The sequence below is a fragment of the Sporosarcina pasteurii genome (assembly GCF_041295575.1).
GTDB lineage: Bacteria > Bacillota > Bacilli > Bacillales_A > Planococcaceae > Sporosarcina > Sporosarcina pasteurii.
In genome coordinates, this window is sequence record NZ_CP160452.1 from 2,126,665 (window position 1) to 2,149,372 (window position 22,708).

The 22,708-nt window shown below is 40.6% G+C and carries 23 protein-coding genes; 1 reads left to right on the forward strand and 22 read right to left on the reverse strand.

What is annotated here, in order from left to right; translation table 11 throughout:
• Positions 1-146 precede the first annotated feature (146 nt).
• From fabG to AB1H92_RS10070, 9 genes are all read right to left on the reverse strand, one after another.
• Positions 147-893, reverse strand: coding sequence for a 3-oxoacyl-[acyl-carrier-protein] reductase (gene fabG / locus AB1H92_RS10030; RefSeq protein ID WP_115360429.1), 747 nt, complete (start codon positions 891-893; stop codon positions 147-149).
• Positions 890-1,837, reverse strand: a complete 948-nt coding sequence (gene fabD, locus AB1H92_RS10035) for an ACP S-malonyltransferase (protein WP_115360428.1) — start codon at positions 1,835-1,837, stop codon at positions 890-892. Before fabD ends, fabG begins: the two co-directional genes overlap by 4 nt.
• Entirely contained in the window at positions 1,834-2,826 is a 993-nt protein-coding gene (plsX, locus tag AB1H92_RS10040) for a phosphate acyltransferase PlsX (protein WP_115360427.1), read from the reverse strand. The genes fabD and plsX overlap by 4 nt, the downstream gene beginning before the upstream one ends.
• Positions 2,823-3,407, reverse strand: coding sequence for a transcription factor FapR (fapR, locus tag AB1H92_RS10045; protein ID WP_115360426.1), 585 nt, complete (start codon positions 3,405-3,407; stop codon positions 2,823-2,825). Before fapR ends, plsX begins: the two co-directional genes overlap by 4 nt.
• Before the next feature lie 212 nt (positions 3,408-3,619).
• Entirely contained in the window at positions 3,620-5,686 is a 2,067-nt protein-coding gene (gene recG, locus AB1H92_RS10050) for an ATP-dependent DNA helicase RecG (RefSeq protein ID WP_243835804.1), read from the reverse strand.
• Positions 5,646-6,557 (reverse strand): L-serine ammonia-lyase, iron-sulfur-dependent, subunit alpha, encoded by a 912-nt coding sequence (gene sdaAA / locus AB1H92_RS10055; protein ID WP_243835598.1) that lies wholly within the window; start codon positions 6,555-6,557, stop codon positions 5,646-5,648. Before sdaAA ends, recG begins: the two co-directional genes overlap by 41 nt.
• A 12-nt stretch (positions 6,558-6,569) precedes the next feature.
• Positions 6,570-7,232 carry an L-serine ammonia-lyase, iron-sulfur-dependent subunit beta gene (sdaAB, locus tag AB1H92_RS10060; protein WP_115360424.1) on the reverse strand — a complete coding sequence of 221 codons (663 nt, stop codon included), beginning with the start codon at positions 7,230-7,232 and terminating at the stop codon, positions 6,570-6,572.
• 179 nt (positions 7,233-7,411) lie between these two features.
• Positions 7,412-9,061 (reverse strand): DAK2 domain-containing protein, encoded by a 1,650-nt coding sequence (locus tag AB1H92_RS10065; RefSeq protein ID WP_115360423.1) that lies wholly within the window; start codon positions 9,059-9,061, stop codon positions 7,412-7,414.
• 18 nt (positions 9,062-9,079) lie between these two features.
• On the reverse strand, positions 9,080-9,442 hold the full coding sequence (locus AB1H92_RS10070; protein ID WP_115360422.1) for an Asp23/Gls24 family envelope stress response protein: 363 nt from the start codon (positions 9,440-9,442) through the stop codon (positions 9,080-9,082).
• A 272-nt stretch (positions 9,443-9,714) separates the two neighbouring features.
• Here AB1H92_RS10070 and rpmB point away from each other — a divergent pair, with 272 nt between their 5' ends.
• On the forward strand, positions 9,715-9,903 hold the full coding sequence (rpmB, locus tag AB1H92_RS10075) for a 50S ribosomal protein L28 (RefSeq protein WP_075528460.1): 189 nt from the start codon (positions 9,715-9,717) through the stop codon (positions 9,901-9,903).
• Positions 9,904-10,037: 134 nt separating this feature from the next.
• Here rpmB and spoVM read toward each other — a convergent pair whose 3' ends face one another.
• From spoVM to gmk, 13 genes are all read right to left on the reverse strand, one after another.
• Entirely contained in the window at positions 10,038-10,178 is a 141-nt protein-coding gene (gene spoVM, locus AB1H92_RS10080) for a stage V sporulation protein SpoVM (protein WP_082295181.1), read from the reverse strand.
• A gap of 13 nt (positions 10,179-10,191) precedes the next feature.
• Positions 10,192-10,845 (reverse strand): thiamine diphosphokinase, encoded by a 654-nt coding sequence (locus AB1H92_RS10085; RefSeq protein ID WP_115360421.1) that lies wholly within the window; start codon positions 10,843-10,845, stop codon positions 10,192-10,194.
• Complete coding sequence (rpe, locus tag AB1H92_RS10090; RefSeq protein WP_115360420.1) at positions 10,842-11,510, reverse strand: ribulose-phosphate 3-epimerase; 669 nt, start codon at positions 11,508-11,510, stop codon at positions 10,842-10,844. The genes AB1H92_RS10085 and rpe overlap by 4 nt, the downstream gene beginning before the upstream one ends.
• Before the next feature lie 3 nt (positions 11,511-11,513).
• Entirely contained in the window at positions 11,514-12,395 is an 882-nt protein-coding gene (gene rsgA / locus AB1H92_RS10095) for a ribosome small subunit-dependent GTPase A (RefSeq protein ID WP_115360419.1), read from the reverse strand.
• Between the two features lie 17 nt (positions 12,396-12,412).
• Complete coding sequence (pknB, locus tag AB1H92_RS10100) at positions 12,413-14,377, reverse strand: Stk1 family PASTA domain-containing Ser/Thr kinase (RefSeq protein WP_115360418.1); 1,965 nt, start codon at positions 14,375-14,377, stop codon at positions 12,413-12,415.
• The gene (locus AB1H92_RS10105; protein ID WP_115360417.1) at positions 14,374-15,132 is read right to left on the reverse strand and encodes a Stp1/IreP family PP2C-type Ser/Thr phosphatase; all 759 of its coding nucleotides are present in this window, start codon (positions 15,130-15,132) and stop codon (positions 14,374-14,376) included. Before AB1H92_RS10105 ends, pknB begins: the two co-directional genes overlap by 4 nt.
• Before the next feature lie 30 nt (positions 15,133-15,162).
• On the reverse strand, positions 15,163-16,515 hold the full coding sequence (gene rsmB / locus AB1H92_RS10110) for a 16S rRNA (cytosine(967)-C(5))-methyltransferase RsmB (RefSeq protein ID WP_115360416.1): 1,353 nt from the start codon (positions 16,513-16,515) through the stop codon (positions 15,163-15,165).
• The gene (gene fmt, locus AB1H92_RS10115) at positions 16,512-17,453 is read right to left on the reverse strand and encodes a methionyl-tRNA formyltransferase (protein WP_115360415.1); all 942 of its coding nucleotides are present in this window, start codon (positions 17,451-17,453) and stop codon (positions 16,512-16,514) included. Before fmt ends, rsmB begins: the two co-directional genes overlap by 4 nt.
• On the reverse strand, positions 17,450-17,962 hold the full coding sequence (def, locus tag AB1H92_RS10120) for a peptide deformylase (RefSeq protein WP_115360414.1): 513 nt from the start codon (positions 17,960-17,962) through the stop codon (positions 17,450-17,452). The genes fmt and def overlap by 4 nt, the downstream gene beginning before the upstream one ends.
• 19 nt (positions 17,963-17,981) lie before the next feature.
• Entirely contained in the window at positions 17,982-20,393 is a 2,412-nt protein-coding gene (gene priA, locus AB1H92_RS10125) for a primosomal protein N' (protein WP_115364046.1), read from the reverse strand.
• Positions 20,383-21,603 (reverse strand): bifunctional phosphopantothenoylcysteine decarboxylase/phosphopantothenate--cysteine ligase CoaBC, encoded by a 1,221-nt coding sequence (gene coaBC, locus AB1H92_RS10130; RefSeq protein ID WP_115360413.1) that lies wholly within the window; start codon positions 21,601-21,603, stop codon positions 20,383-20,385. The genes priA and coaBC overlap by 11 nt, the downstream gene beginning before the upstream one ends.
• A gap of 180 nt (positions 21,604-21,783) precedes the next feature.
• Positions 21,784-22,008 (reverse strand): DNA-directed RNA polymerase subunit omega, encoded by a 225-nt coding sequence (gene rpoZ, locus AB1H92_RS10135; RefSeq protein WP_115360412.1) that lies wholly within the window; start codon positions 22,006-22,008, stop codon positions 21,784-21,786.
• A gap of 12 nt (positions 22,009-22,020) precedes the next feature.
• Complete coding sequence (gene gmk, locus AB1H92_RS10140; protein ID WP_115360411.1) at positions 22,021-22,629, reverse strand: guanylate kinase; 609 nt, start codon at positions 22,627-22,629, stop codon at positions 22,021-22,023.
• Positions 22,630-22,708 lie beyond the last annotated feature (79 nt).

The following is a 22,708-nucleotide window of genomic DNA, read 5'->3' on the forward strand; positions in this document are numbered from 1 at the left end:
GGCATAAGGCGGTTTGGCGAAGCGGCGCTCTTTGCCGCACAGCCGAAACGACTTATGACCCGAGTCTCTAGGCGCTGAAGCTGGATAGTAAAAGCATAGGCTTCGAAACTGGATATAACTATGTGAAAGGCGCTCCCCTTCACTACTTACATCACCATTCCGCCGTCAACATGGATGGTTTGTCCTGTAATATAATCTGCGTCTTCCGATAGTAAGAATAACACAGTCTTAGCGACATGTTCAGCATTCCCTAGTTTCGCTAATGGAATCGTCGCAAGCATTTGTTCTTTTACATCTTCGCTTAATGCATCGGTCATTTCTGTTGTAATAAATCCTGGCGCTACTGCATTGACATAGATATTACGTGATGCCAATTCTTTCGCTGACGTCTTCGTTAATCCGATTACCCCTGCTTTTGCCGCCACATAATTTGCTTGTCCTGGATTTCCTGAAACACCAACGATGGAAGCAACATTGACAATTTTACCTGCACGTTGGCGCATCATTTGACGTGTAACACCTTTCGTGCAGAGGAAAACGCCTTTTAAGTTAATGTCAATGACATCATCCCACTCGTCTTCTTTCATTCGCATGAGCAAATTATCTTTTGTAATTCCAGCGTTATTTACAAGTATATCAATTGAACCGAATGTTGCAATTGTCTCGTCCACTAAGTTTGTCACACTATCCGCGTTAGACACATCTGCTTGGATTGCAAATGCTTCTCCGCCTGCTTCTTGAATTAGTTGAACAACTTCTTCTGCTTTTTCTTTACTGCCGCTATAGTTGACCACTACTTTAGCGCCTTCACGCCCTAACTGAAGTGCAATTTCACGCCCAATACCGCGCGAAGCACCTGTGACGATTGCTGATTTCCCTTCAAATCTACTCACTTTGACCACCCTTTCGAAGCTTCCAATACTTCCGCTAATGATTGCTCATCGTAAACCGATAACACGGTTGCTTTTCTATCAATCTTCTTAATTAAGCCACTCAACACTTTACCTGGCCCACATTCGATAAAATGTGTCACACCATTTTCTAGCATTGTTCGAACAGAATCTTCCCAACGTACTGGAGAATATAACTGTTCGACGAGTAAATCCTTTAACTGGTTGCTATCCTCAACAATCTCCGCATTAACATTCGCAATGATTGGTGGTGTTGCGTCATGCATTGTAATTTCATCAAGCGTCGCCTTAAGTTTCTCAGCAGCCGGCTTCATAAGCGAAGAGTGGAATGGACCACTCACATCTAACGGAATGGCTCTTCTAGCTCCCGCTTCTTTTAATTCGTGACAAGCTTTTTCAACGCCTGCTTTCGTTCCGGAAATGACGATTTGGCCAGGGCAGTTCAAATTCGCTGGTTGTACAGCATCCCCGCTCTCTGTAATCTTATTCGTAATTTCGGATACCGTTTCAGCATCCAATCCAAGGATAGCCGCCATCGCACCAACACCTGCTGGTACTGCTTCATTCATATACAAACCACGTTTATGAACAGCTAATACACCTTCTTCAAACGTAAGAACACCTGAAGCTACGAGCGCTGTATACTCACCAAGACTATGGCCTGCTGTATAATCTGGTTGAATTCCTTCTTCTTTTAAGCGACTCGCAATCATCGCGCCTACAGTTAACAATGCAGGTTGCGCATTGTAAGTAACTGTCAATTCTTCCTGAGGCCCTTCTTCAATTAGTTCACTTAATGAAAAGCCTAGTACACGGTCAGCATTCGTAAAAAACTCTTTACTCTGCTCATGATTCTCTACTAACTCAGTACCCATTCCTACTTTCTGAGAACCTTGTCCAGGAAATACGAAAGCAATCTTCGTCATTTTGTTAACCCCTTCCCAATCGTTTCATGAATCGTTTCTGTCACTTCATATTGCACCATTGTTCTTGCTTGGCGAATTGCATTATAAATTGCACGGGCATTTGACGAGCCATGCGCTTTAATAATTGGAGCTTTTAGGCCAAATAACCCTGCACCGCCATATTCGGAGTAATCCATTTTATTTTTCAATCCGCCTAACTCGTTCTTCACAAGTGCAGCAGATAGTTTAGTTTTCATCGAGGACATATACACTTCTTTAAGCATTGTGAAAAAGCCAAGTGCAGTTCCTTCAATTGTTTTCAATACCATATTGCCTGTAAAGCCGTCTGTTACAATTACATCGGCCGCTCCCATTAATAGATCACGGGCTTCAACGTTTCCAATAAAGTTGATAGGCGCTTCCGAAAGAATATCAAACGCTGCTTTCGTTAATTCGTTTCCTTTGCCTTCTTCTGTCCCAATATTTAACAGCCCAACTCGAGGCGTTGCAATGCTGCGAACTTTTTCTGCGTAAATACTTCCCATTACGGCATATTGACCAAGATGCTCCGGCTTCGCGTCAGCATTTGCACCGAGATCCAGCATAACAAAGCCTTGGCCGTCTACTGTTGGTAGCGTCGGTGCAAGTGCTGGTCTCTCAATCCCATCAATTCTACCGACAATAAATAGGCCTGCCGCCATGAGTGCTCCAGTGTTTCCCGCCGAAACGCCCGCATTCGCTTCATTTTCCTTAACTGCTTGCGCCATGCGTACCATCGACGCATCTTTTTTTCGGCGAATTGCACGAACAGGTTCATCATCTGGCTCAATAACTTCCGCACAATGAATGACCTTTAAACGTTCATGCTTTTGTAAATAAGGCGCCATCTTTTCTTCATCACCATAAATATGTATATGTATATCTGTAAATTCATTCAAACTTTCCAATGCACCTTGAATAATCTCGCCTGGCGCATGGTCGCCACCCATTCCATCTAAAGCAATAATCATTGTTTATCCTCCTGCTTCTTATCCGTCGTGCGGTACATATAGAATTGTCCTGTAAATACAAGAACATCACCTACAGTTGACTCTACTTTAACCAAGGTACGTCTCTCTTTTACAGTTTCCTTGATTACTTCTGCACGTGCAACAACTCTATCACCGGCTTTGACAGGTTTAAGAAATTCAATATTGGATTTAACTGTCAATGCCAGGTCATCATCCATGACCGCAACAGCTAGTGAATTTGCTTGTGCGAACAAATGATGCCCTCTAGCAATTCCATTTCGTTGAAAAACATGGTCCGCAGTCACATCAAAAATCGAGATGGCGCTAGCATCGAGTTTAATATCAATAATATCGCCAATCACTTCATCTGACCCTAAAGACTTTACTTCTCCGGCCATTGTCTGTGTAGCGACTTGCTTCAAACGTTTACGTAATTCCGGAATTCCACATTCAAGTCGATCCAATCGGATTGTTTGAACACTAACCTCAAAATGTTTGGAAAGGTCTTCATCTGTTACAAATGGATTTTCTTCTATCAATTTCCCCAGACGTAGTTGCCTTTCTTTCTTAGGCATTCGCACATACTTCACCTTCCGATTTAGCACTTGGTACTAATATCAGTATATAAAGAGAGGTATCAGAATGCAAGAAATTTATAAATGCACATAATAAATATTTTTGTAAAACAAAAAGTAGCGGAGAAAGAAGATGCCCCCGCTACTTTGAATCGTTTTATAAATCTGCCTATCTTCCATAATCAAACGCACACACAGAGGTTCGGTACAATCGACTATCAATCCATTCGATCGGTACTTAAAGCGCCCGACTGTTCTAGATTTTCTCTTAGAACACGGTATTCCTCTGAACTCCAAAACTCTTCAGATGCCAGAAGTTGTTCAGCATCTTTCCTTGCTGTATCAAGTGCCCGGTAATCATGAACAAGATCGGCCATTTTAAATTCAGGGAGTCCGCTTTGCTTTTTACCGAAAAAGTCGCCGGCCCCTCGTAACTCCAGATCCTTTTCAGCTAAAACAAATCCATCATTTGTTTCTGTCATTGAATGCATTCGTTCTTTACCTTCTTCTGTCTTCGGGTCTGCTAAAAGCACACAATAGGATTGCTCTGCACCTCGGCCGACACGTCCTCTTAATTGGTGGAGTTGAGATAAACCAAAGCGCGTCGCATCATAAATTAACATAAATGTTGCATTTGGTACGTTTACGCCTACTTCAACAACTGTTGTAGAGACTAGGACATCGATTGCACCTTCACTAAACTCATGCATAATTTGATCTTTTTCATCTGGATGAAGACGCCCATGCATGAGTCCTACTTTAAATTTGCCTTGAAAATATACCGTTAATTGATTGTAGACATCTACAGCATTTTGCACATCAAGTTTGTCGGACTCTTCAATAAGCGGACAAATTACGTATGCTTGGCGACCTTTCTGTAGCTCGCTTGCCATTTTTCTCAAAACCGGCTGTAAAGCATCTTCTTTCAACCAATGCGTTTCAATTTCTTTTCTACCAGCTGGCAATTCATCCAATATCGATACATCCATTTCACCAAAAGCCGTAATGGCTAACGTTCGTGGAATCGGCGTAGCAGTCATAAATAAGACATCGGGGTCTATGCCTTTTTCTCGAAGGACTCGTCGCTGTTCAACACCAAATCTGTGTTGCTCATCCGTAATGACAAACCCTAAATTTTTAAATATAACATCTGGTTGAATAAGCGCATGCGTACCAATCAGTAAGTCAATTTTTCCTTCTTCGAGCATTTCAAGCAGTTGCTTTCGCGCTTTCCCTTTTGTTGAACCTGACAAAAATGCTACAGATACGTTAAAGGGTTCCAGCCACTCTGCAAGAGAAGTTGCATGTTGTTCTGCTAGAATTTCTGTAGGGGCCATCATCGCCCCTTGAAACCCAGCAGTAATGGCCGCATAGAGACCTATCGCCGCAACAACTGTTTTCCCTGAACCTACATCTCCTTGAAGGAGCCGATTCATTCGCACTTCACTTTTAAGTTCAGCACAAAGTTCATTCACAACTCTTTTTTGTGCATTTGTTAATTCGAAGGGCAACGACGCGATAAACTTTTTTACTTTATCAAGATCATAGTTTATCGGCATGCCTCTTTCCGCTTCTTTTCTTACCTTTTTCATCGCTTGCATTTTCATTTGAAATAACAGAAGTTCTTCATAAACAAAACGCCTTCTTGCGTGTTTCATATGTGCAGGACTTAGAGGAAAATGAATCATTTCGAGTGCTTCTTTAATATTCGGTAATTTATACGCTTCAAGTAGGCCGGCTGGTAATGACTCTTCCACTCCATCTCCAATACCATCTAGCGCACTTCTCATAAAACGTCTGAAAGTTTTTTGGTGCATCACACCTTTTAAGCTATAGATAGGTTCGAAGTTTGCATCTTCATCTTTGGGTCCTACTGAAAAATTGCTTACGTTAATCGTTTGTCGTCCACGATCCCATCTTCCGGTTACCGTCACGATATTGCCCGGCATCATTCGGTCTTTTAAATAATGTTGATTAAAAAAGACGGCTTTTACAAGATGCCTACCCGTAAGTAATCTAACTTGTAGGCGTGATCGTTTATTTCCGAAAAATTGAACTGAAGGCTCACTTTCGACCCTTCCTTCAACTGTCACTCTTTCGTTATGCGGCGTTTCAGCCAAATCCTTTAACGTAAAATCATCATGCCGATACGGGAATGTCATAATTAAATCTGAAATTGTGTAAATGCCAAGTTTTTCAAGTTGCTCGCTCGCCTTTTGCCCAATCCCTTTAATCGTTTTTACGTCATGATGAAGGAATGTGGTCACTGTTTTCTTTCGTCCCACCAAATATTTTTGCTTCCAGTGCCTTTCCTGTTGGCGTTGTTGCGAGTCCCCCTTTGGCAGTTTCCCGTAAAGCTGACGGCATAGATTGTCCGATTCGGTGCATTGCATCAATCACTTCGTCTGTTGGAATACGACTTACAACGCCAGCAAGTGCCATATCCGCCCCGACAAGCGCCTTTGCAGCTCCCATTGCATTCCGTTTCACACAAGGTACTTCAACAAGCCCCGCAACTGGATCACAAACGAGCCCAAGCATATTTTTCATGACAATCGAAAAAGCTTCAGCACTTTGCTGTGGTGTTCCTCCAGCCATTTCAACGATTGCAGCTGCAGCCATAGAAGCTGCAGATCCTGTTTCTGCTTGACATCCACCCGCTGCACCTGAAATAGACGCATTGTTAGCTACGACAAATCCAAATGCACCCGTTGTAAATAAATAATTTAACATCTGGTCTCTCGTTGGATTCAGTTTATTTTTCACTGCAAATAGCGTTCCCGGTACAATACCCGCTGCTCCCGCTGTAGGCGTTGCACAAATTGTTCCCATCGCAGCGTTTACTTCATTGGTTGCAACCGCCTTACTCACCGCATCTAATATTAAATCACCTGATAAGGACTTGCCTGAAGCCATATATTTTTGAATTAAAACAGCGTCTCCACCTGTTAAACCTGACGTCGATTGAACGCCCTGTAGTCCTTTTTCCACAGCCTCTTCCATTACCGTCAAATTATTATCCATTTGTGCGATAATTTCTTCACGTGTTCGTCGTGAAAGAAGCATTTCCTGTTCTATCATAATTTCCGAAATCGGCTTACTACTCGATTCTGCTAAGGCGACAAGTTCTTTTACAGATTTGAATAATACTTCCATGTCAATCCCTCCTTATTCCGCTATCGTAGAGACTTGCGTTATGTGTGGCAACCCTCTTAATTCATTAATAATTTCATCATCTATTAATTGATCGACTTCAATGACCATTAAAGCCATTTTCCCTTTTTCTTTTCTGCCAACTTCCATATGTGCGATATTAACCCCTCGTTTGGCAAGCGCATTGGCAACACTCGCGATGAGTCCCGCTCGGTCTTGGTGAACGACGAGTAGTGCAGGATAATTTCCTGAAAGTCTTAACGGGAAACCATTCAACTCGACAACTTCCATTTTCCCACCGCCAATTGAAATTCCCGTTAACTCCATGACACTGTTTTCATCACCAATTACAATCTTTGCAGTATTTGGATGTTCCATTTCTTCCTCTTCGGGAATAAACTCAAATGAAAAGCCAGCCTTTTTTGCATCTTCAAATGCCGTCTTTATTCGTTCATCAAATGTATCGTAATCCATTAATCCGCCAATAATCGCGACATCTGTCCCATGTCCTTTATAAGTCTCTGCAAATGAACCGTATAAATATATTTTCGCCCAATCTGGCTGCCTTCCAAATAAAGTTCTTGCAACACGGCCAATACGTGCCGCACCTGCCGTATGAGACGACGATGGTCCAATCATGACGGGTCCAATAATATCGAATACTGATCTAAATTTCATTTTTCATACCCCCTTCTACTGCACTTACTTCTATTTTACATCAATAGGCGGACGATGCCAAAATACTTTTCACTTTTAAATTTCCCTTCAATAAAGAGAGAAAAAGTAGAGTAGAGAATCTGTTAGATTTCCCTGCTCTACTTTTATTTAGGTTTCTTGAAAAGCCTGACACATTTATTTTATTCAACAGAAATGATATACGGATATAATGGTTGCTTCCCATTATACAACTCAACATCGACATGATCAAAATGCTCTTCTATATAGTCTCCAATGCGTGTCGCTTCTTCCTCACTCACATCTTCACCATATATAACGGTAATAATTTCAGATTCGTCATCAATAATCTTTTGAATGAGTGATTTTGTTACATCTTCTAATGACGGATTCGTTGTGACAATTTTGCCGCTATCAATTCCCATGAATGCACCTTTTTTAATATCAATGCCATCAATTGAAGTATCACGAACTGCGTATGTCACTTGAGCTGTTTTTACATAAGAAGCAGCTTCAATCATCGCATTTTTATTCACTTCGACATCAGCTTCTGGATTAAATGCTAGGATTGCTGATAGGCCTTCAGGAACAGTCGTAGTTGGTACAACTGCTGCTTCAATACCAAGATGTTCTGCTGCTTGCTCAGCAGCCATTACGATATTTTTATTGTTCGGTAAAATTAGAACTCTTTCTGCACTTACATCTTCAATCGCTTTAACGATGTCTTGAGTTGAAGGATTCATCGTTTGTCCGCCTTCAATGACAACTGAAGCCCCGACACTCTTTAATAATTCAGCAATGCCCGAGCCCATTGCTACAGTAACAACCGCATAAGGATGCTTCTCTTTTTTGTCGTTTGCTTTCGTGCCGACAATATCTTCGTGTTGCTGCCTCATATTTTCAATCTTCATATTGATGAGTGAACCATATTTTTGGCTGAATGATAGGACATCCCCAGGTGTTTCTGAATGTATATGTACTTTTGCAATTTCGTCATCAGAAATCACAAGCAGGGAGTCTCCAAATTCACTTAGTTCTTGACGGTATTCTCCCTCATCAAAAGGATTGTCAATAAGTTTTTCGGACTCAAACTTCACCATGAACTCAGTACAATAGCCGTAAATAATATCATCCGTACTCATAAAGTCTTGAACACTTTGATGATGCGCCGCATTTACAAGCTCGTCCATCGATTGAACATCCGTTCTGACCGGCAATTCTTCACCTTTAAGACAAGCCAAAAACCCTTCATAAACGTACACAAGACCTTGACCGCCGCTGTCAACAACCCCAACTTCCTTCAATACAGCGAGTAGTTCAGGTGTACGGTCGAGGGAGGCTTTCGCTTCATCTACGACGGTTTCCATTACTTCAATGACATCATCAGTAGTATTCGCTTTTTCTACGGCCGCATTAGCTGCATCTTTTGCAACTGTTAAAATCGTACCCTCAACCGGCTTCATAACAGCCTTATAAGCCGTGTCAACTCCGTATTTTAATGCGTCAGCAAATTTCTTCCCATCAATTTTCGCTTCACTTTCTATTGCTTTTCCGAACCCGCGAAACAATTGAGAAAGAATGACTCCTGAGTTTCCACGTGCTCCCATTAATAAACCTTTTGAAAGGGCTCCTGCTGTTTCGCCAATATGCTCGACAGTATTAGCTTCAATTTCTTTTGCTCCTGAGGACATTGACAAATTCATATTTGTCCCTGTATCTCCATCCGGAACTGGGAAAACGTTAAGCGAATCAACGTAATCCGCATTTTCATAAAGGTGATGGGCACCGAGCTTCACCATTTCCGAAAATTTCACTCCATCAATAAACTTCATTACCTAAAATTCCTCCTTCTAAAAGTTCGTCACTCGGACTCCCTGAACGAAAATGTTGATTGATTCCACACTAAGACCTACTGTTTTTTGCAATGTATATTTTACTTTCGATTGAACTTGATACGCAACTTCGGAAATTTTAGTGCCATATCCAACAATGACATGAACATCAATATGTGTATCCTCACCAATATTACGGACAATCACACCACGCGCAAAGTTTTCTTTCCGCAATATTTCTGTCAAGCCGTCTCGAATCTGATGTCTAGACGCCATTCCTACAATTCCATAACACTCAATTGATGCTTCACCTACGATTTGGGCAATTACATCATTTGTAATATCAATCTTGCCATATTCATTCTTTACTTCGATTGACATAAATATGTCCCCCCGCATCTTTTTTCGTTCACCCTATTGTACTATACCCGACATTATAATAAAAGAAATGATATTGTATTTAAAAGTGAGTCTATTACAAAAGCTGTTCGCATCTAGGCGCCTTCATCAGCTTTTATTGATTGGATGTAAAGCACATTTACTTGAAAGACCTGTCGAAATCAGTTGCTATTGCCTTTACTTTATGATAAATTAAGTTGTATGCAAATTAATGAGTGCATCATTGAATCTTCACAAACGAGGAGGTAACAAATATGTCTAAACAATGTGTAATTACTGGCCGTAAAGCTGGTGTTGGTAACACGCGTTCACACGCATTAAACTCAAGCAGACGTAAATGGGGTGCAAACCTTCAAAAAGTTCGCATTCTTGTTAACGGAAAACCTAAACGTGTTTGGGTATCTGCAAGAGCATTAAAATCTGGTAAAGTTCAACGCGTATAATCTACAAAAAGAAAGTATAAAGTGTTCTTAGCGAACGCGAATATTTATTATAATAGTACTTTTTTATGTAAATTATTCCACTATAGCAGATTTTATAGTTGATTTAAAACGTGAAAATGCCAAGCTGAGAAATATCAGCCTGGCATTTTGTCGTTTTTCCTTCTTTTCTTCTTATTCGAAGCTTGTTTAGGTTTCTCATCCTTCTGGAATACAACCATGCATTTCCTTACAATTCCACTTACAAATTTAGGTAAAGTAAATGTATAGACGCGCATTCTCCCACTCCTTTCAAGCATCTGAACTCCTTACCATTAAACATATGCCTTCACGGAATGAGATAGTACTAACACTTGTTGCAAGTTCATTACTTGTAAATCTTGTCATACCTAATTCTAGCGTTTCATCAGTAGTTTCATATTTAAAACCACTTAATGTTAACCCTGTCACAGCGCCTTCAAATGCAAAAAAAGACACATACGGTAAACTTTTATTATAAAGTAGTTGATGTACTGCTGGTCGAAGAATTGTTAATTCATTTTGTCGATTACAAATTTTAAAGGAGATTTGTGGATGATCCATTTGAAGACGATATAGTAATTGGAGTGCCGCCGCCATATGATCTAGTCTGCCGCCGGTCACACCCGTTAGTATGATTTGCTCAGGTTGATAGGAAAGCGCCCGCTCAACTGCAAGTTCCGTATCTGTTTCGTTCTTTTCTGCACAAAATTCATCCATTACATTTACAGCAGATTGAATTTCGGCGTATTCTTCCTTTGATACGGAGTCAAAATCACCGACCGCTTCCTGTGGGATGATTCCTGCCATTAGTAAATGAAGCGCCCCTCTATCTGCACCAATAAAAACCGTGGATTCGACCGGAAACTGTGTTAGATTAGTAATCTCTTCCTTCGGTCCACCTGCACAGACAACAGCTAACTTCATTTTTTAATGGCCCCTTCTCCCGCTGCCTTTATTTCTCGTAAGGCCTCTGCCCTGTTTTGCTTTCCAAATATAGCAGAACCAGCTACCAAAATTGTTGCCCCAGCTTCAACACACGGAATAATCGTCTCTTCATCGACTCCGCCATCAATTTCAATTTCAATTGGCAAATTACGTTCCTTAATAATGTTCGATAATTGTTTGACTTTAGGTAATACAGCGTGAATAAACTTCTGTCCACCAAAACCTGGATTTACAGTCATAAACAACACTAAATCTATTTCATCTAACACATGAAGAATTGTTTCCACTGGAGTATGTGGATTTAATACAACACCTGATTTAACGCCATGTGAACGAATTAACTGAAGCGTACGATGTAAGTGCGGGCAAGCTTCAACATGAACCGTAATATAATCTGCACCGGCTTTCGCAAATTGCTCGATATAAGCGTCAGGGTTTTCAATCATTAAATGAACATCTAAGGGCAACTTCGTAACGGGTCTCAATGCTTCTACAACGAGTGGCCCCATTGTAATATTAGGTACAAAATGTCCGTCCATTACATCGATATGAATAAGCGATGCGCCCGCTTCCTCAACTTCGATGACTTCTTCAGCTAATTTCGAAAAGTCAGCAGCTAAAATAGATGGTGCAATTTTGATCATTTCTTAATACCTCGGCTTTCGTTCTTTAATTTCTTTTAAAAAATGTAAATAGTGACGATAACGGAATGATGCAATCTGTCCCGACTCCACCAATTCTTTAACTGCACACCTTGGTTCATTTTCATGTAGGCAACCGCGGAATTTACATGATTTTGAAGGCTCATTAAATTCAATGAAGTGGCTGGACAACTGCACTTTTTCGATATGCTCGAATTCCAGTGAACTAAATCCTGGTGTATCAGCAACTAAACCATCACCGACCTCTAATAACTCTACATGACGGGTCGTATGTTTTCCGCGGCCAAGAGCGTCTGATATAACACCCGTTTTCAACCCTAGCGAAGGAAGTACTGTATTGAGCAAAGTTGATTTTCCAACGCCTGACTGTCCAGCTAATACAGTTACTTTCCCTTGCAATATAGGTTTTAATTTTTTAGGCAACTCGGGGTCGTTAATAAAAGTAACGACAACCTCATACCCTATACTTTCATAGTACTTAGCCACTTCCAATACCGAATTCAATTCAGCTTGGCTCGCTAAATCCTTTTTTGTTAAGCAAATGACTGGTTGAATGCGGAAAGATTCAATGACAGTAAGGAAACGATCTAGTAAATGCGTACTAAAATCAGGTTCAACGATTGAAAATACAAGCAATGCTTGGTCGACATTAGCAATTGGCGGACGAATAAGTTCATTTTTTCGTTCATGTACTTCTGTAATCGTTGCATCATTGTCGCCATCAGGTTTATAGGTGACAAAATCGCCGACTAAAGGGTGTACACCTCTTTTTCTAAAAACACCTCGCCCTTTACACTGTACTAATTGATCATTATTTTGTACGTAATAGAAGCCACTAATCGCTTTTCTAATTTGACCTTCCAGTATTCTTCCCCTCCCTTAACTTAATCTGCGTCACCATAATCGAACTTTTTTTCTTCGATAAGTGTATCGTCCCGCGTAATTCGATATGCGCCTCTTTGATCTTCTTCAAGTTCCATTTTTATAGTCACTTCATCGTTTTCTGTAATTGAAAATTCATCATACAAATCTGCCATCGAATGATTACGGTCTTGTACGTAAATCCGAATGATTTGTGGTGTTTTTTCGTGTTGTTCTCCGTCATCATCAGTCGTTTCATCTTCTAAATATTCAATGGTGACTCTGTGAGTAATATGTTGGACAGGCTTTGGTTCCGTTCCTTTTGAAATCACAACACTGATGACGCCACCTTTTTCGATATGTGTGCCAGCAGCTCGGTTTTGTGAAAGAACATGCCCTTCTGCAACAGTGTCGGAGTTTTCTCTCGAATCGATAGACACTTCAAACCCCAAACTTCTTCCTTGTTCTTTAACCTCTGTTTCACTTAAACCAGACAAGTCTGGAACAGCTAGCATTTCTTTTCCTTTACTCACTGTAAATACTAAGTCCGTCTCATTCGGGTTGATTTCTGTACCCGGTTCTGGATCTTGACCTATTATGGTTCCTTCTGGTTCGTCCGAATACACGTCATTCGGTTCAATTGAGCGATACCCATAATTTGCAAGTAAACTCGCCACTTGTTTAAAATCATCGCCGATATAATTTTCAATCGCGACTAAGTCTTTACCGATACTAACGTATAAAGTAATCTCAGTACCAATTGGTCTTTCCTTCCCTGCTTCTGGGTACGTTTTAATTACTTTGCCAGCTTCAATATCGTCCGAATGTTCTTCAATACTCTCCTGCACGATAAATCCATCTTCTTCAAGTGCTTTAATCGCTTCAGTTTCTGTCATTTCAACAACATCTGGAACCTCTATCTTTTTCAAACCTAATAAACTTGGCAAAAAGTAAATAAGTAGACCGATAATCACTAGGGCTGTAAGGCCACCAACGATAAACGGCCATTTTTTTCGTTTCTTTTTCGGCTCGGCTTTCTTTTCTTCTTGAACAGGCTCATGTTTAATCGTCTGCTCAACACTTCCAAATGCTGGTGCTTCCACAATAGCAGGAATCGCACGGGTCGCTTCATCATCAAAAGGTATCGTAAATTTCTCTTCATTCGCCCGTTCTTGTGAAAGAACTGTAGCTAAATCCTCTTGCATTTCATCAGCTGAACTATAACGCACAGCAGACTCTTTCGCCGTTGCTTTTAATATGACATTTTCAACACTTTGCGGAATCGATGGGAATAAAGCCCGTACAGAAGGTGTCTCTTCTTGTAAATGCTTGAGCGCAATTGAGACAGCAGATTCTCCTGAAAAAGGCAATTTACCCGTTAACAGTTCATAAAAGACGATACCCACTGAATAGATATCCGACTTTTTTGTGGCCATTCCCCCGCGTGCTTGTTCAGGAGATAAATAATGTACTGTTCCTAATACGGAATTTGTTTTCGTATGTGCAGTTGCATTCAGCGCCATTGCGATGCCAAAGTCCGTAATTTTCACATTTCCTTCGTTGTCCATTAAAATATTTTGTGGTTTAATATCTCGATGAACAATTCCATTGTAATGAGCGTTAGAAATGGCAGATACAAGTTGCTTCATAATGGGTAGCGCCTCTTCAGGCGATAAAGGTCCTTGTGAAACGATAAACTCTTTTAACGTTTGACCATCAATATACTCCATGACCAAATAATGGATATCTCCGTCTTCACCGACATCAAATATATCCACAATATTAGGATGTGTTAAACTCGTTGCTGAAAGAGCTTCACGCATAAATCTTCTTTTGAGCTCTTCTTCATTTGAAAAGTCATAATTTAATACTTTAATTGCGACATCTCGACCCAAAATCACATCATGCGCAAGATAAACACGAGACATTCCGCCTCCACCAATATAGCTTAATACTTCATATCGGCCGCCAATTCTTTTTCCAATCATGTTAGCGGCACCTCCGAATCCGGTGAACCGAGCAAAATGACAGAGATATTATCTTCTCCACCCATCTTATTCGCCAAGTCCACGAGCGCTTTCGTTTTTTCTTTTAAAGATAAATCTGATTGTACAATTTTATGAATGGATGGATTATCAACTTTATTGCTCAACCCATCAGAACAAAGTAGTAAATAAGCGGTGTCTTTGAGATCAAGCGTATAACAATCCGGCTCAACTGATCTTTCAGAACCGAGCGCTTTAATAATCCAATTCCGCTGCGGATGAACTTCTGCCTCTTGCTCCGTAATTTCGCCACTATCTACTAGTACTTTTACATAGGAGTGATCTGTCGTAATTTGTTCGATCTGTTCGTTGTTAATTTTATAAACTCGACTATCTCCTATGTGCGCACCGAAACAAGTACGGTCTTTAATGAGCACAGCTTCGAGCGTGGTTCCCATTCCTTCTACTTCTTTATTTTCATTTGCGTAATTATATAAGTATCGATTTACATAGAGTACCGTTTCCTTTAACCATTCAACCCACTCTTCAGTATCTTGAAAGGAAGTGGCTTCCAACTTCGTAAATTCGTCTCCCATTATCTGGATTGCAGTTGAACTCGCGAATTCACCCCCTTGGTGCCCCCCCATTCCATCTGCAATTACTGCAAGTAGTATCCCATTTGGAAGCGTAAAAACAGCAGCACCATCTTCGTTTAACGTTCTCTTTTTCCCAATGTCTGAAAGAACTTCGTATTGCACTGCTCTTCCCCTCATTTCTTCACAAACTATTTAACCCTTTTTACGTAATGCTGCAACGAAAAAACCATCACCACCAAAATGTTGAGGTAAAACTTGAAGTGTATTTTCTTGCATTTGTAATTTTTCGATTTCCCCCAAATTTGGCAATGGAATAAGTTCCATTGTTGGATGTTCCTTTAAAAAGTTTTCAACCATGCCGCGATTTTCTTCGTATTCTACGGTACAAGTGCTATAAACAATCATGCCATTTGGTTTAATTAATTGTTCAGCAGTGTGTAATAATTCCGACTGAATTTTTAATAACCCAGTAATGTCATTTTCATTTTTATGATACTTAATTTCAGGTTTTCTTCTGATGACGCCAAACCCACTACAAGGCGCATCTACTAATATCCGATCAAAAGACTCTTTATCGTATAATTTCAGTAAGTTTCTACTGTCCCCGCTTTGAACTTTAATAGACGATAGTCCAAGTCGCTCACTATTTTTTTCAATTAACTTCACTTTATGTTCGTGAAGGTCGTGGGCATAAACTTCACCTTGGTCATTCATTTTTTCTGCAATATGCGTCGTTTTTCCGCCCGGCGCCGCACACATATCTAACACTTTCATATTTGGCGCAACATCTAAAGCATATACTGGTAGCATAGAGCTTTCATCTTGAATTGTAATGAGTCCATTTTTGTATACGTCAGTCGAGCCCGGATTTCCTGATTCACTAATCAGACATTCAGCAATGATCTCTCCTTGACGAACTTGCACATTATGCGCTTCAAGTTCCGATACCACCGCATCTACATTCGTCTTCACTGTATTGACGCGTATAGACATATTTGGCGGAATATTATTTTGAGTCGCCATCTCTCTTGTCGCTTCTTCCCCGAATGAGGCAATCCATCTCTCGATAAGCCACTGAGGATGACTTGTCTCGATAGCGATTCGTTCAATAGGATCTTTTATTTCATCCAATGAGCGAACGCCAACACGTAAAACGGAACGTAATATCCCATTCACGGTGGGTCCAATCCGTTTATGACCGCGTCTTTTAGCAATTTCAACAGCTTCATGGACAACTGCATGTGAAGGGATTTTCGTCAAATAAATAATTTGATATAAAGACATACGCAGTAATTCTCGTACCCAACTATCTAATTTCCCACGTACAAATGGCTCTAAATAGTAGTCGAGCGTCATCCGATGTTGCAGCGTACCATATGTCAATTCAGTTAACAGCGCACGGTCTTTTGGCTGTATTTCATATTTTTCTATTGTCCTATGAAGAAGCAAATTACTAAATGCTTGATTTTTATTAATCTCCATTAAAATGGAAAGGGCCGCATCACGAACATTTCCGTTCCAAATCTTATTGCCCCGTTTTGTCATTCGAATTTTTCTCCTTTATTCCAAGATGCGCCTACCCCACGAATAAACACTTCTGCTAGCATCCTTTTTCTACCTGCAGGTTGAATATCCGTAATCGCAATTCCAATGTCATCTCCTGTTTTCACAAGAATGCGATCCTCTTCGATTGCAATAATCGTTCCAGGTTCAGCGTCTGATTGAACTTCAACTTTTTCACTCCACCATATTTTTACGTTTTCTCCGCGAAATACAGTGTAGGCAACTGGCCATGGATGAAGCCCACGAATTTGATTGTAAATTTTTGTTCCTGCAGCCGTCCAATCAATTCTTTCCTCTTCACGTGAAATATTCCTTGCAAACGTAACAAGTGATTCGTCTTGTGGAATGCGTTCGTTTGTACCATCAATAATTGAAGGCATTGTTTCTTTTAATAATGTAACACCAGCTTCCGAGAGCTTCGTAAACATCGTTCCGGTATCATCCGTTTCTGCAATCGGCACAGTGACCTGCGAAATCATGTCACCTGCATCTAATTTTTCTACCATATACATAATTGTAACGCCTGTTTCAGTCTCGCCCTCTATAATTGCTTTATGAATTGGCGCCCCGCCTCTATACTTCGGAAGTAACGATGCATGGACATTAATACATCCAAGACGTGGTGCATCCAACAGTTCCTTTGGTAATAATTGGCCAAATGCAGCTGTCACAATTAAGTCCGCCTCTAATGAGAGGATTTCTTCGAGTTCCTGTGAGCCCTTTAATTTCTCTGGTTGAATAACAGGAATCCCCAGCTCTTCCGCTTCCACTTTTACAGGGGGTGGCGTGAGTACTCTTTTTCTTCCAACCGGTCGATCTGGTTGTGTCACAACTGCGGCGATATGATAGCCTTCTTCTTTCAACATCGATAAGATTGGCACCGAAAAGTCGGGTGTTCCCATAAATATAATGGATGTCATACTTCTTCACCTTCTCTTTCCGTAGTAAGCTCATCCTCGACTTCAAGGTCTTCAAGGTCGACAATTCGAATCATTTTTGAGTTAAATAAAATGCCATTTAAGTGGTCTATTTCATGTAAAATTGCACGAGCTGTATAATCTTCTGCCTCGATTTCATAAATAGAGCCGTCTCGTTCTTGTGCTTCGACTTTTACATAGTACGGCCGTTCAACTTCACCAAACAAATCTGGGAAACTTAAACAACCTTCTACATCGATTTCAGATCCACCCGTAGCTGTCACAACTGGATTGATAAGTTCAATCACATCTTGACCATCACCCATATCGACAATCGCTACTTGAATATTCTCTCCAATTTGAGGAGCCGCAATACCTACTCCGTCTGCCTCTATCATCGTGTCATGCATATCCTCAAGAAGTTTCACGAGCTTTTCATCAAACTCCACTACTTCTTTACATTTCTTTTCAAGTATCGGTGATGGATACTTTACAATTTCTCTAACTGCCAACTTCATTCCTCTTTTCTATTCAAAAAATGGACATCGGATCAACATCTACCGTCATAATGAGGCCCGATTTAATCCAGTCTGTTCGATACATTCTAATTAACTGTTGCAATGTCTCTGTTAGCTTTGGTTCTTTTTTGTATTTTATCAAACATTGGTAACGATATCTATTGTTTACACGACTTATGGCCGCTGCTGTAGGCCCGATAATTACTGTGTTGGAAGAAAGATTTCCTCTCAAAAAAGTCGTTCCTCTATTTGCAAAATCACTGACTTTCAAAACATCTTCATGTGAAAACTGAATCAGCGTAAAAAAATAAAAAGGCGGATAGCCGAATTGCCTTCGTGATTGCATTTCCATTTGATAAAACGGTTCGTAATGCTGCTCTTTGGCAAGTTCAATTGCATAATGTTCTGGTGAATAGGTTTGAATATAAACTTCACCCGGTAATTCATGTCTTCCTGCACGTCCGCTTACTTGTGTCATCAACTGAAATGTCTTTTCTGCCGCTCGAAAGTCTGCTAAATGTAGCGTTGTATCCGCTGCCAATACACCAACTAAAGTGATATTAGGAAAATCAAGCCCTTTTGCAATCATCTGCGTACCAAGCAAAATATCTGCTTTTCCCTCACTAAACTGACGAAGTAACCGTTCATGTGCACCTTTTCTTCTCGTCGTATCTACATCCATACGAATGACCCGTGCATCCGGAAATATTTTCGCAATCTCCTCTTCTACTTTTTGCGTACCAGTCCCAAAAAAACGAATATGTTCGCTTTCACATTGCGGACAAACAGTCGGAACGCGTTCTTCATGGCCACAATAGTGGCATTTCAACAACTCATGTGCCCGGTGATACGTTAAAGAAATATCACAGTTTGGACATTCAACGGTCGTTCCACAATCTCTACATAATACGAACGAAGAAAAACCTCGACGATTTAAAAATAGGACACTTTGTTCATTTCGTTCTAAACGTTCCCGAATGGCTTCGGCTAGAGGGATTGAGAACATTGACCGATTCCCTGATTTTAACTGTTGACGCATATCGACTACTTCAACTTCAGGTAGCTGTTGGCTTTTCGCTCTATTTTTTAAAGTTAATAATGTATAAACATCTTTAGAAGCACGTGCATAAGACTCTAATGACGGTGTTGCACTCCCTAAAAGTACCGGACATTTATAATATTCGGAGCGCTTTATCGCAACATCCCTCGCATGATAACGCGGCGATTCTTCTTGCTTATATGTGGATTCATGTTCTTCATCCAAAATAATAATGCCTATATTTTCAAATGGCGCAAAAATTGCTGACCGGGCACCAACTACGACCTTCACTTCACCGCGGTGAATTTTTCGCCATTCATCGTATTTCTCTCCCGCAGAAAGCGCACTATGTAACACAGCAACGAGCTGACCAAAACGTGCTTTAAAACGTGCAGTCATTTGCGGTGTGAGCGAGATTTCTGGAACGAGAACAATGGCCTCTTGTCCTTTTTCCAAAACTTTTGTGATTGCTTGCAAATAAACTTCTGTCTTCCCACTGCCCGTTATCCCATGCAATAAAAATGTTTCATGTCTGTCATCCATAATTGCTTGTCTAATCGGATGCAAGGCCTGGTCTTGTTCATCTGTTAACTTTTCAGGAATCGGAACGTCTTGCAATTCAGGACTTGTAGGTTCACGATACACTTCCTCGTAAGTTTCCTGAGCCGCCCCACGTTCAATCATCGTCTTAAGTACATTCGATTGAATTCCAGTCGCCTCAAAAATTTGTTTTGCTTGTACAGATTGTCCAGCATGTTCGATTAACCAGTCGATTAACTCGATTTGTCGAATTGCATTTTGCTGAATTGTCTCTTTCACTTGCAATAACTTCTCTTTTTCTTCAATGTGAATCGTTCTTACTTTTTTCACGTCTACTTGTTGTTGAACCGCTGTGTCAACTGTTACAATTTCTTCCGCCACATAACTTTTCAAAATGCGAAATAAACCGGCATCATTAATCGCACTGAGCGGGATTCGTTTTCTCCCCGCTAATAACCTTTGAAAGTTTTCATCTTGAATCTTTTCGCTATCTTGAACAACAATAAATTTGTCATATTTCGCACGCATCGCAGCAGGTAACATCACTTGTAACGCGTCGATTTGATAAGCCAATGTCTCAGTCGCCAACCAACGAGACAGCATTAATTGTTCTTCCGATAACACCGGTTCAATATCGATAAGTTCCTCAATAGGTCTTAATTTACTCAGCGCCAATTCACTTTCATTTTTGATGTTCGTAACGTAACCGACGACTTTTCGTCGACCAAAGGGAACTTTCACCCTTATTCCTCGTTCGATCGTTGTTTGAAAAGCTTCCGGTACAATATAATCGAAAGGTCTGTCAATCGGATAAGCTGCTACATCCACAATGACTTCAACTATCATTGTTCGTATCAAGCCCTTCCTCTTGTACAATTTCTTGAAGTAAAACTGTTGCGAGTTCCTTTTTCGGCATAGATGAATACGGGTGATACGTTCCATTTTTGGAAATTAATGTGACGACATTCGTGTCGCTCCCAAACCCTCCTCCCGGGTCTGTCACATCGTTCACAATAATATAATCTAAATTTTTTCGTTGTAATTTCCCTTTTCCATTTTCTATGACATTTTCAGTTTCGGCTGCAAAACCGACTAGAACTTGGTCTTCTTTCCATTCACCAAGCGTCTGTAAGATATCCGTTGTCCGCGCCAACTCTATTACAGAATCATCATCATCGGATTTCTTTATTTTTTGTGTGTGAATCTCGGCCGGGCGATAATCAGCAACCGCAGCAGATTTAATCACGATTGTTGCATCGTGATATTCAGCGCGTACAGCTTCAAACATTTCCGCTGCACTTTCCACATCGACTATTTTTACACCTGCTGGTTTGTCCAGTGAAACCGGACCAGAAATCAAAATCGTTTCAGCACCTAAGCTTGCAGCTGCTTCAGCCATACTGTATCCCATTTTTCCACTTGAAAAATTAGAGATATAGCGGACAGGGTCAATTCTCTCGCGCGTTGGTCCCGCCGTAACGACAACTTTTTTCCCTGTTAACGGTAAGTTTTTCGGTTTAAAATGCGCTTTGACCAATTCAACAATTCTCTCTGGTTCCTCAAGACGTCCTCTTCCTACATAACCGCATGCAAGAAATCCTTCAGAAGGTTCGATAAAACGATGTCCATCACTCGCTAGTGTTGCAATATTGCGCTTCACTGCTTGATTTTCATACATATGTACGTTCATGGCTGGTGCAAACCAAATCTCTGCTGTCGTCGCCAGAAGTGTCGTCGTCACCATATTATCTGCAATGCCATTTGCTACTTTTCCAAGGACATTTGCAGTTGCCGGTGCAACGATAACAAGATCTGCCCAATCCGCTAAATCGATATGTGCAATCACTCGGGAATCTTTCTCATCAAACGTATCAAAATAGACGTCATTTCGCGACATCGCTTGAAATGTTAACGGGGTAACAAATTCTTTTGCGGATTCCGTCATGATTACTTTCACATTCGCCCCTGCTTGAGACAGCTTACTGACGAGCGCAACCGCTTTATATACCGCGATTCCTCCGGTTACACAAATGAGGATTTTTTTATCGTTTAGCATTACTTTCTTCCTTTCTAAAATGACAAACTCCCGAAGAAGCAATCGTTCTTAGGGAGTACAACGTCGTTATGTTTTTGTTATTAATAGGTAGCAGAACACATAGCAATACGCCAAAAAACTGAATCTTAGCGACTTCTATAAGCTAAAATGTGCGTATTTATTGTCCAGCTTCAGCTTTTTTTATATTTCGTCTTCGTAAACGACTGATGCATCTGTTGCTTTTTTCGTTAAGACGCCTGCTGTAATTTCTTCAAGTGCTTTTCCAACATCTTTTTTCGTTTTGTAAGAGGACAGAAGTTTATTATCCTCCTCTTGGATTTCACGAGCACGCTTCGCTGCAATCGTGACAAGTGTGTATTTTGATTCGATTTTTTCCTGTAATGAGTCGACAGATGGATATAGCATTTATAAATCTCCTTACAACATTTGAATGTATCTTTTTTCAACACGTTCCCTACGACAATGCTCTGCAGTTACAATCGCATTTATACGGTCGCATGCATTTTGTACTTCATCATTTTCAACGACGTAATCGTATAGGTTCATCATTTCCAATTCTTCACGAGCTTTATTAACTCGAGACTGAATCACTTCGGAAGTTTCCGTTCCCCTTCCAATTAGACGTTTTTCCAAAGCCGTAAGACTAGGCGGTGCTAAAAAAATAAATAAACCTTCAGGCACTAATTTTCGAACTTGTGCAGCCCCAATGACTTCGATTTCTAAAAACACATCGCGTCCAGCCTCCAATGTAGATTCTACATAGTCTAAAGGAGTACCGTAGTAATTCCCAACGTATTCAGCATACTCAAGGAGCTTGTCTTGTTCAATTAGCGCTTCAAATTCCTCTCTCGATTTAAAGAAATAATCGACACCATCGACTTCGCCTTCACGCGGACTTCTCGTCGTCATTGAGACGGAATATTCATAGTTTGTATTCGGTTGTGAAAATAGTTCTTTTCGGACTGTTCCTTTTCCAACGCCTGAAGGGCCAGAAAGAACAATAAGAAGTCCCCGTTTTTTATACATCTAATCCCTCTTTTTAATTTAAATTAATGGCAAACAACTTGTTCATATTATAGCATAAATGCCAGATAGAGTGCTAAAA

What these genes read in the sequence shown, in the direction of transcription:
- fabD (WP_115360428.1), bottom strand. Translation starts at nt 1,837, where the DNA reads ATGACGAAGATTGCTTTCGTATTTCCTGGACAAGGTTCTCAGAAAGTA.
- plsX (WP_115360427.1), bottom strand. Translation starts at nt 2,826, where the DNA reads ATGATTATTGCTTTAGATGGAATGGGTGGCGACCATGCGCCAGGCGAG.
- sdaAA (WP_243835598.1), bottom strand. Translation starts at nt 6,557, where the DNA reads ATGGAAGTATTATTCAAATCTGTAAAAGAACTTGTCGCCTTAGCAGAA.
- sdaAB (WP_115360424.1), bottom strand. Translation starts at nt 7,232, where the DNA reads ATGAAATTTAGATCAGTATTCGATATTATTGGACCCGTCATGATTGGA.
- AB1H92_RS10065 (WP_115360423.1), bottom strand. Translation starts at nt 9,061, where the DNA reads ATGAAGTTTATTGATGGAGTGAAATTTTCGGAAATGGTGAAGCTCGGT.
- AB1H92_RS10070 (WP_115360422.1), bottom strand. Translation starts at nt 9,442, where the DNA reads ATGTCAATCGAAGTAAAGAATGAATATGGCAAGATTGATATTACAAAT.
- rpmB (WP_075528460.1), top strand. Translation starts at nt 9,715, where the DNA reads ATGTCTAAACAATGTGTAATTACTGGCCGTAAAGCTGGTGTTGGTAAC.
- spoVM (WP_082295181.1), bottom strand. Translation starts at nt 10,178, where the DNA reads ATGCGCGTCTATACATTTACTTTACCTAAATTTGTAAGTGGAATTGTA.
- AB1H92_RS10085 (WP_115360421.1), bottom strand. Translation starts at nt 10,845, where the DNA reads ATGAAGTTAGCTGTTGTCTGTGCAGGTGGACCGAAGGAAGAGATTACT.
- rpe (WP_115360420.1), bottom strand. Translation starts at nt 11,510, where the DNA reads ATGATCAAAATTGCACCATCTATTTTAGCTGCTGACTTTTCGAAATTA.
- pknB (WP_115360418.1), bottom strand. Translation starts at nt 14,377, where the DNA reads ATGATTGGAAAAAGAATTGGCGGCCGATATGAAGTATTAAGCTATATT.
- rsmB (WP_115360416.1), bottom strand. Translation starts at nt 16,515, where the DNA reads ATGACAAAACGGGGCAATAAGATTTGGAACGGAAATGTTCGTGATGCG.
- fmt (WP_115360415.1), bottom strand. Translation starts at nt 17,453, where the DNA reads ATGACATCCATTATATTTATGGGAACACCCGACTTTTCGGTGCCAATC.
- priA (WP_115364046.1), bottom strand. Translation starts at nt 20,393, where the DNA reads ATGATAGTTGAAGTCATTGTGGATGTAGCAGCTTATCCGATTGACAGA.
- coaBC (WP_115360413.1), bottom strand. Translation starts at nt 21,603, where the DNA reads ATGCTAAACGATAAAAAAATCCTCATTTGTGTAACCGGAGGAATCGCG.
- rpoZ (WP_115360412.1), bottom strand. Translation starts at nt 22,008, where the DNA reads ATGCTATATCCATCTGTCGACTCATTACAGGAAAAAATCGAATCAAAA.
- gmk (WP_115360411.1), bottom strand. Translation starts at nt 22,629, where the DNA reads ATGTATAAAAAACGGGGACTTCTTATTGTTCTTTCTGGCCCTTCAGGC.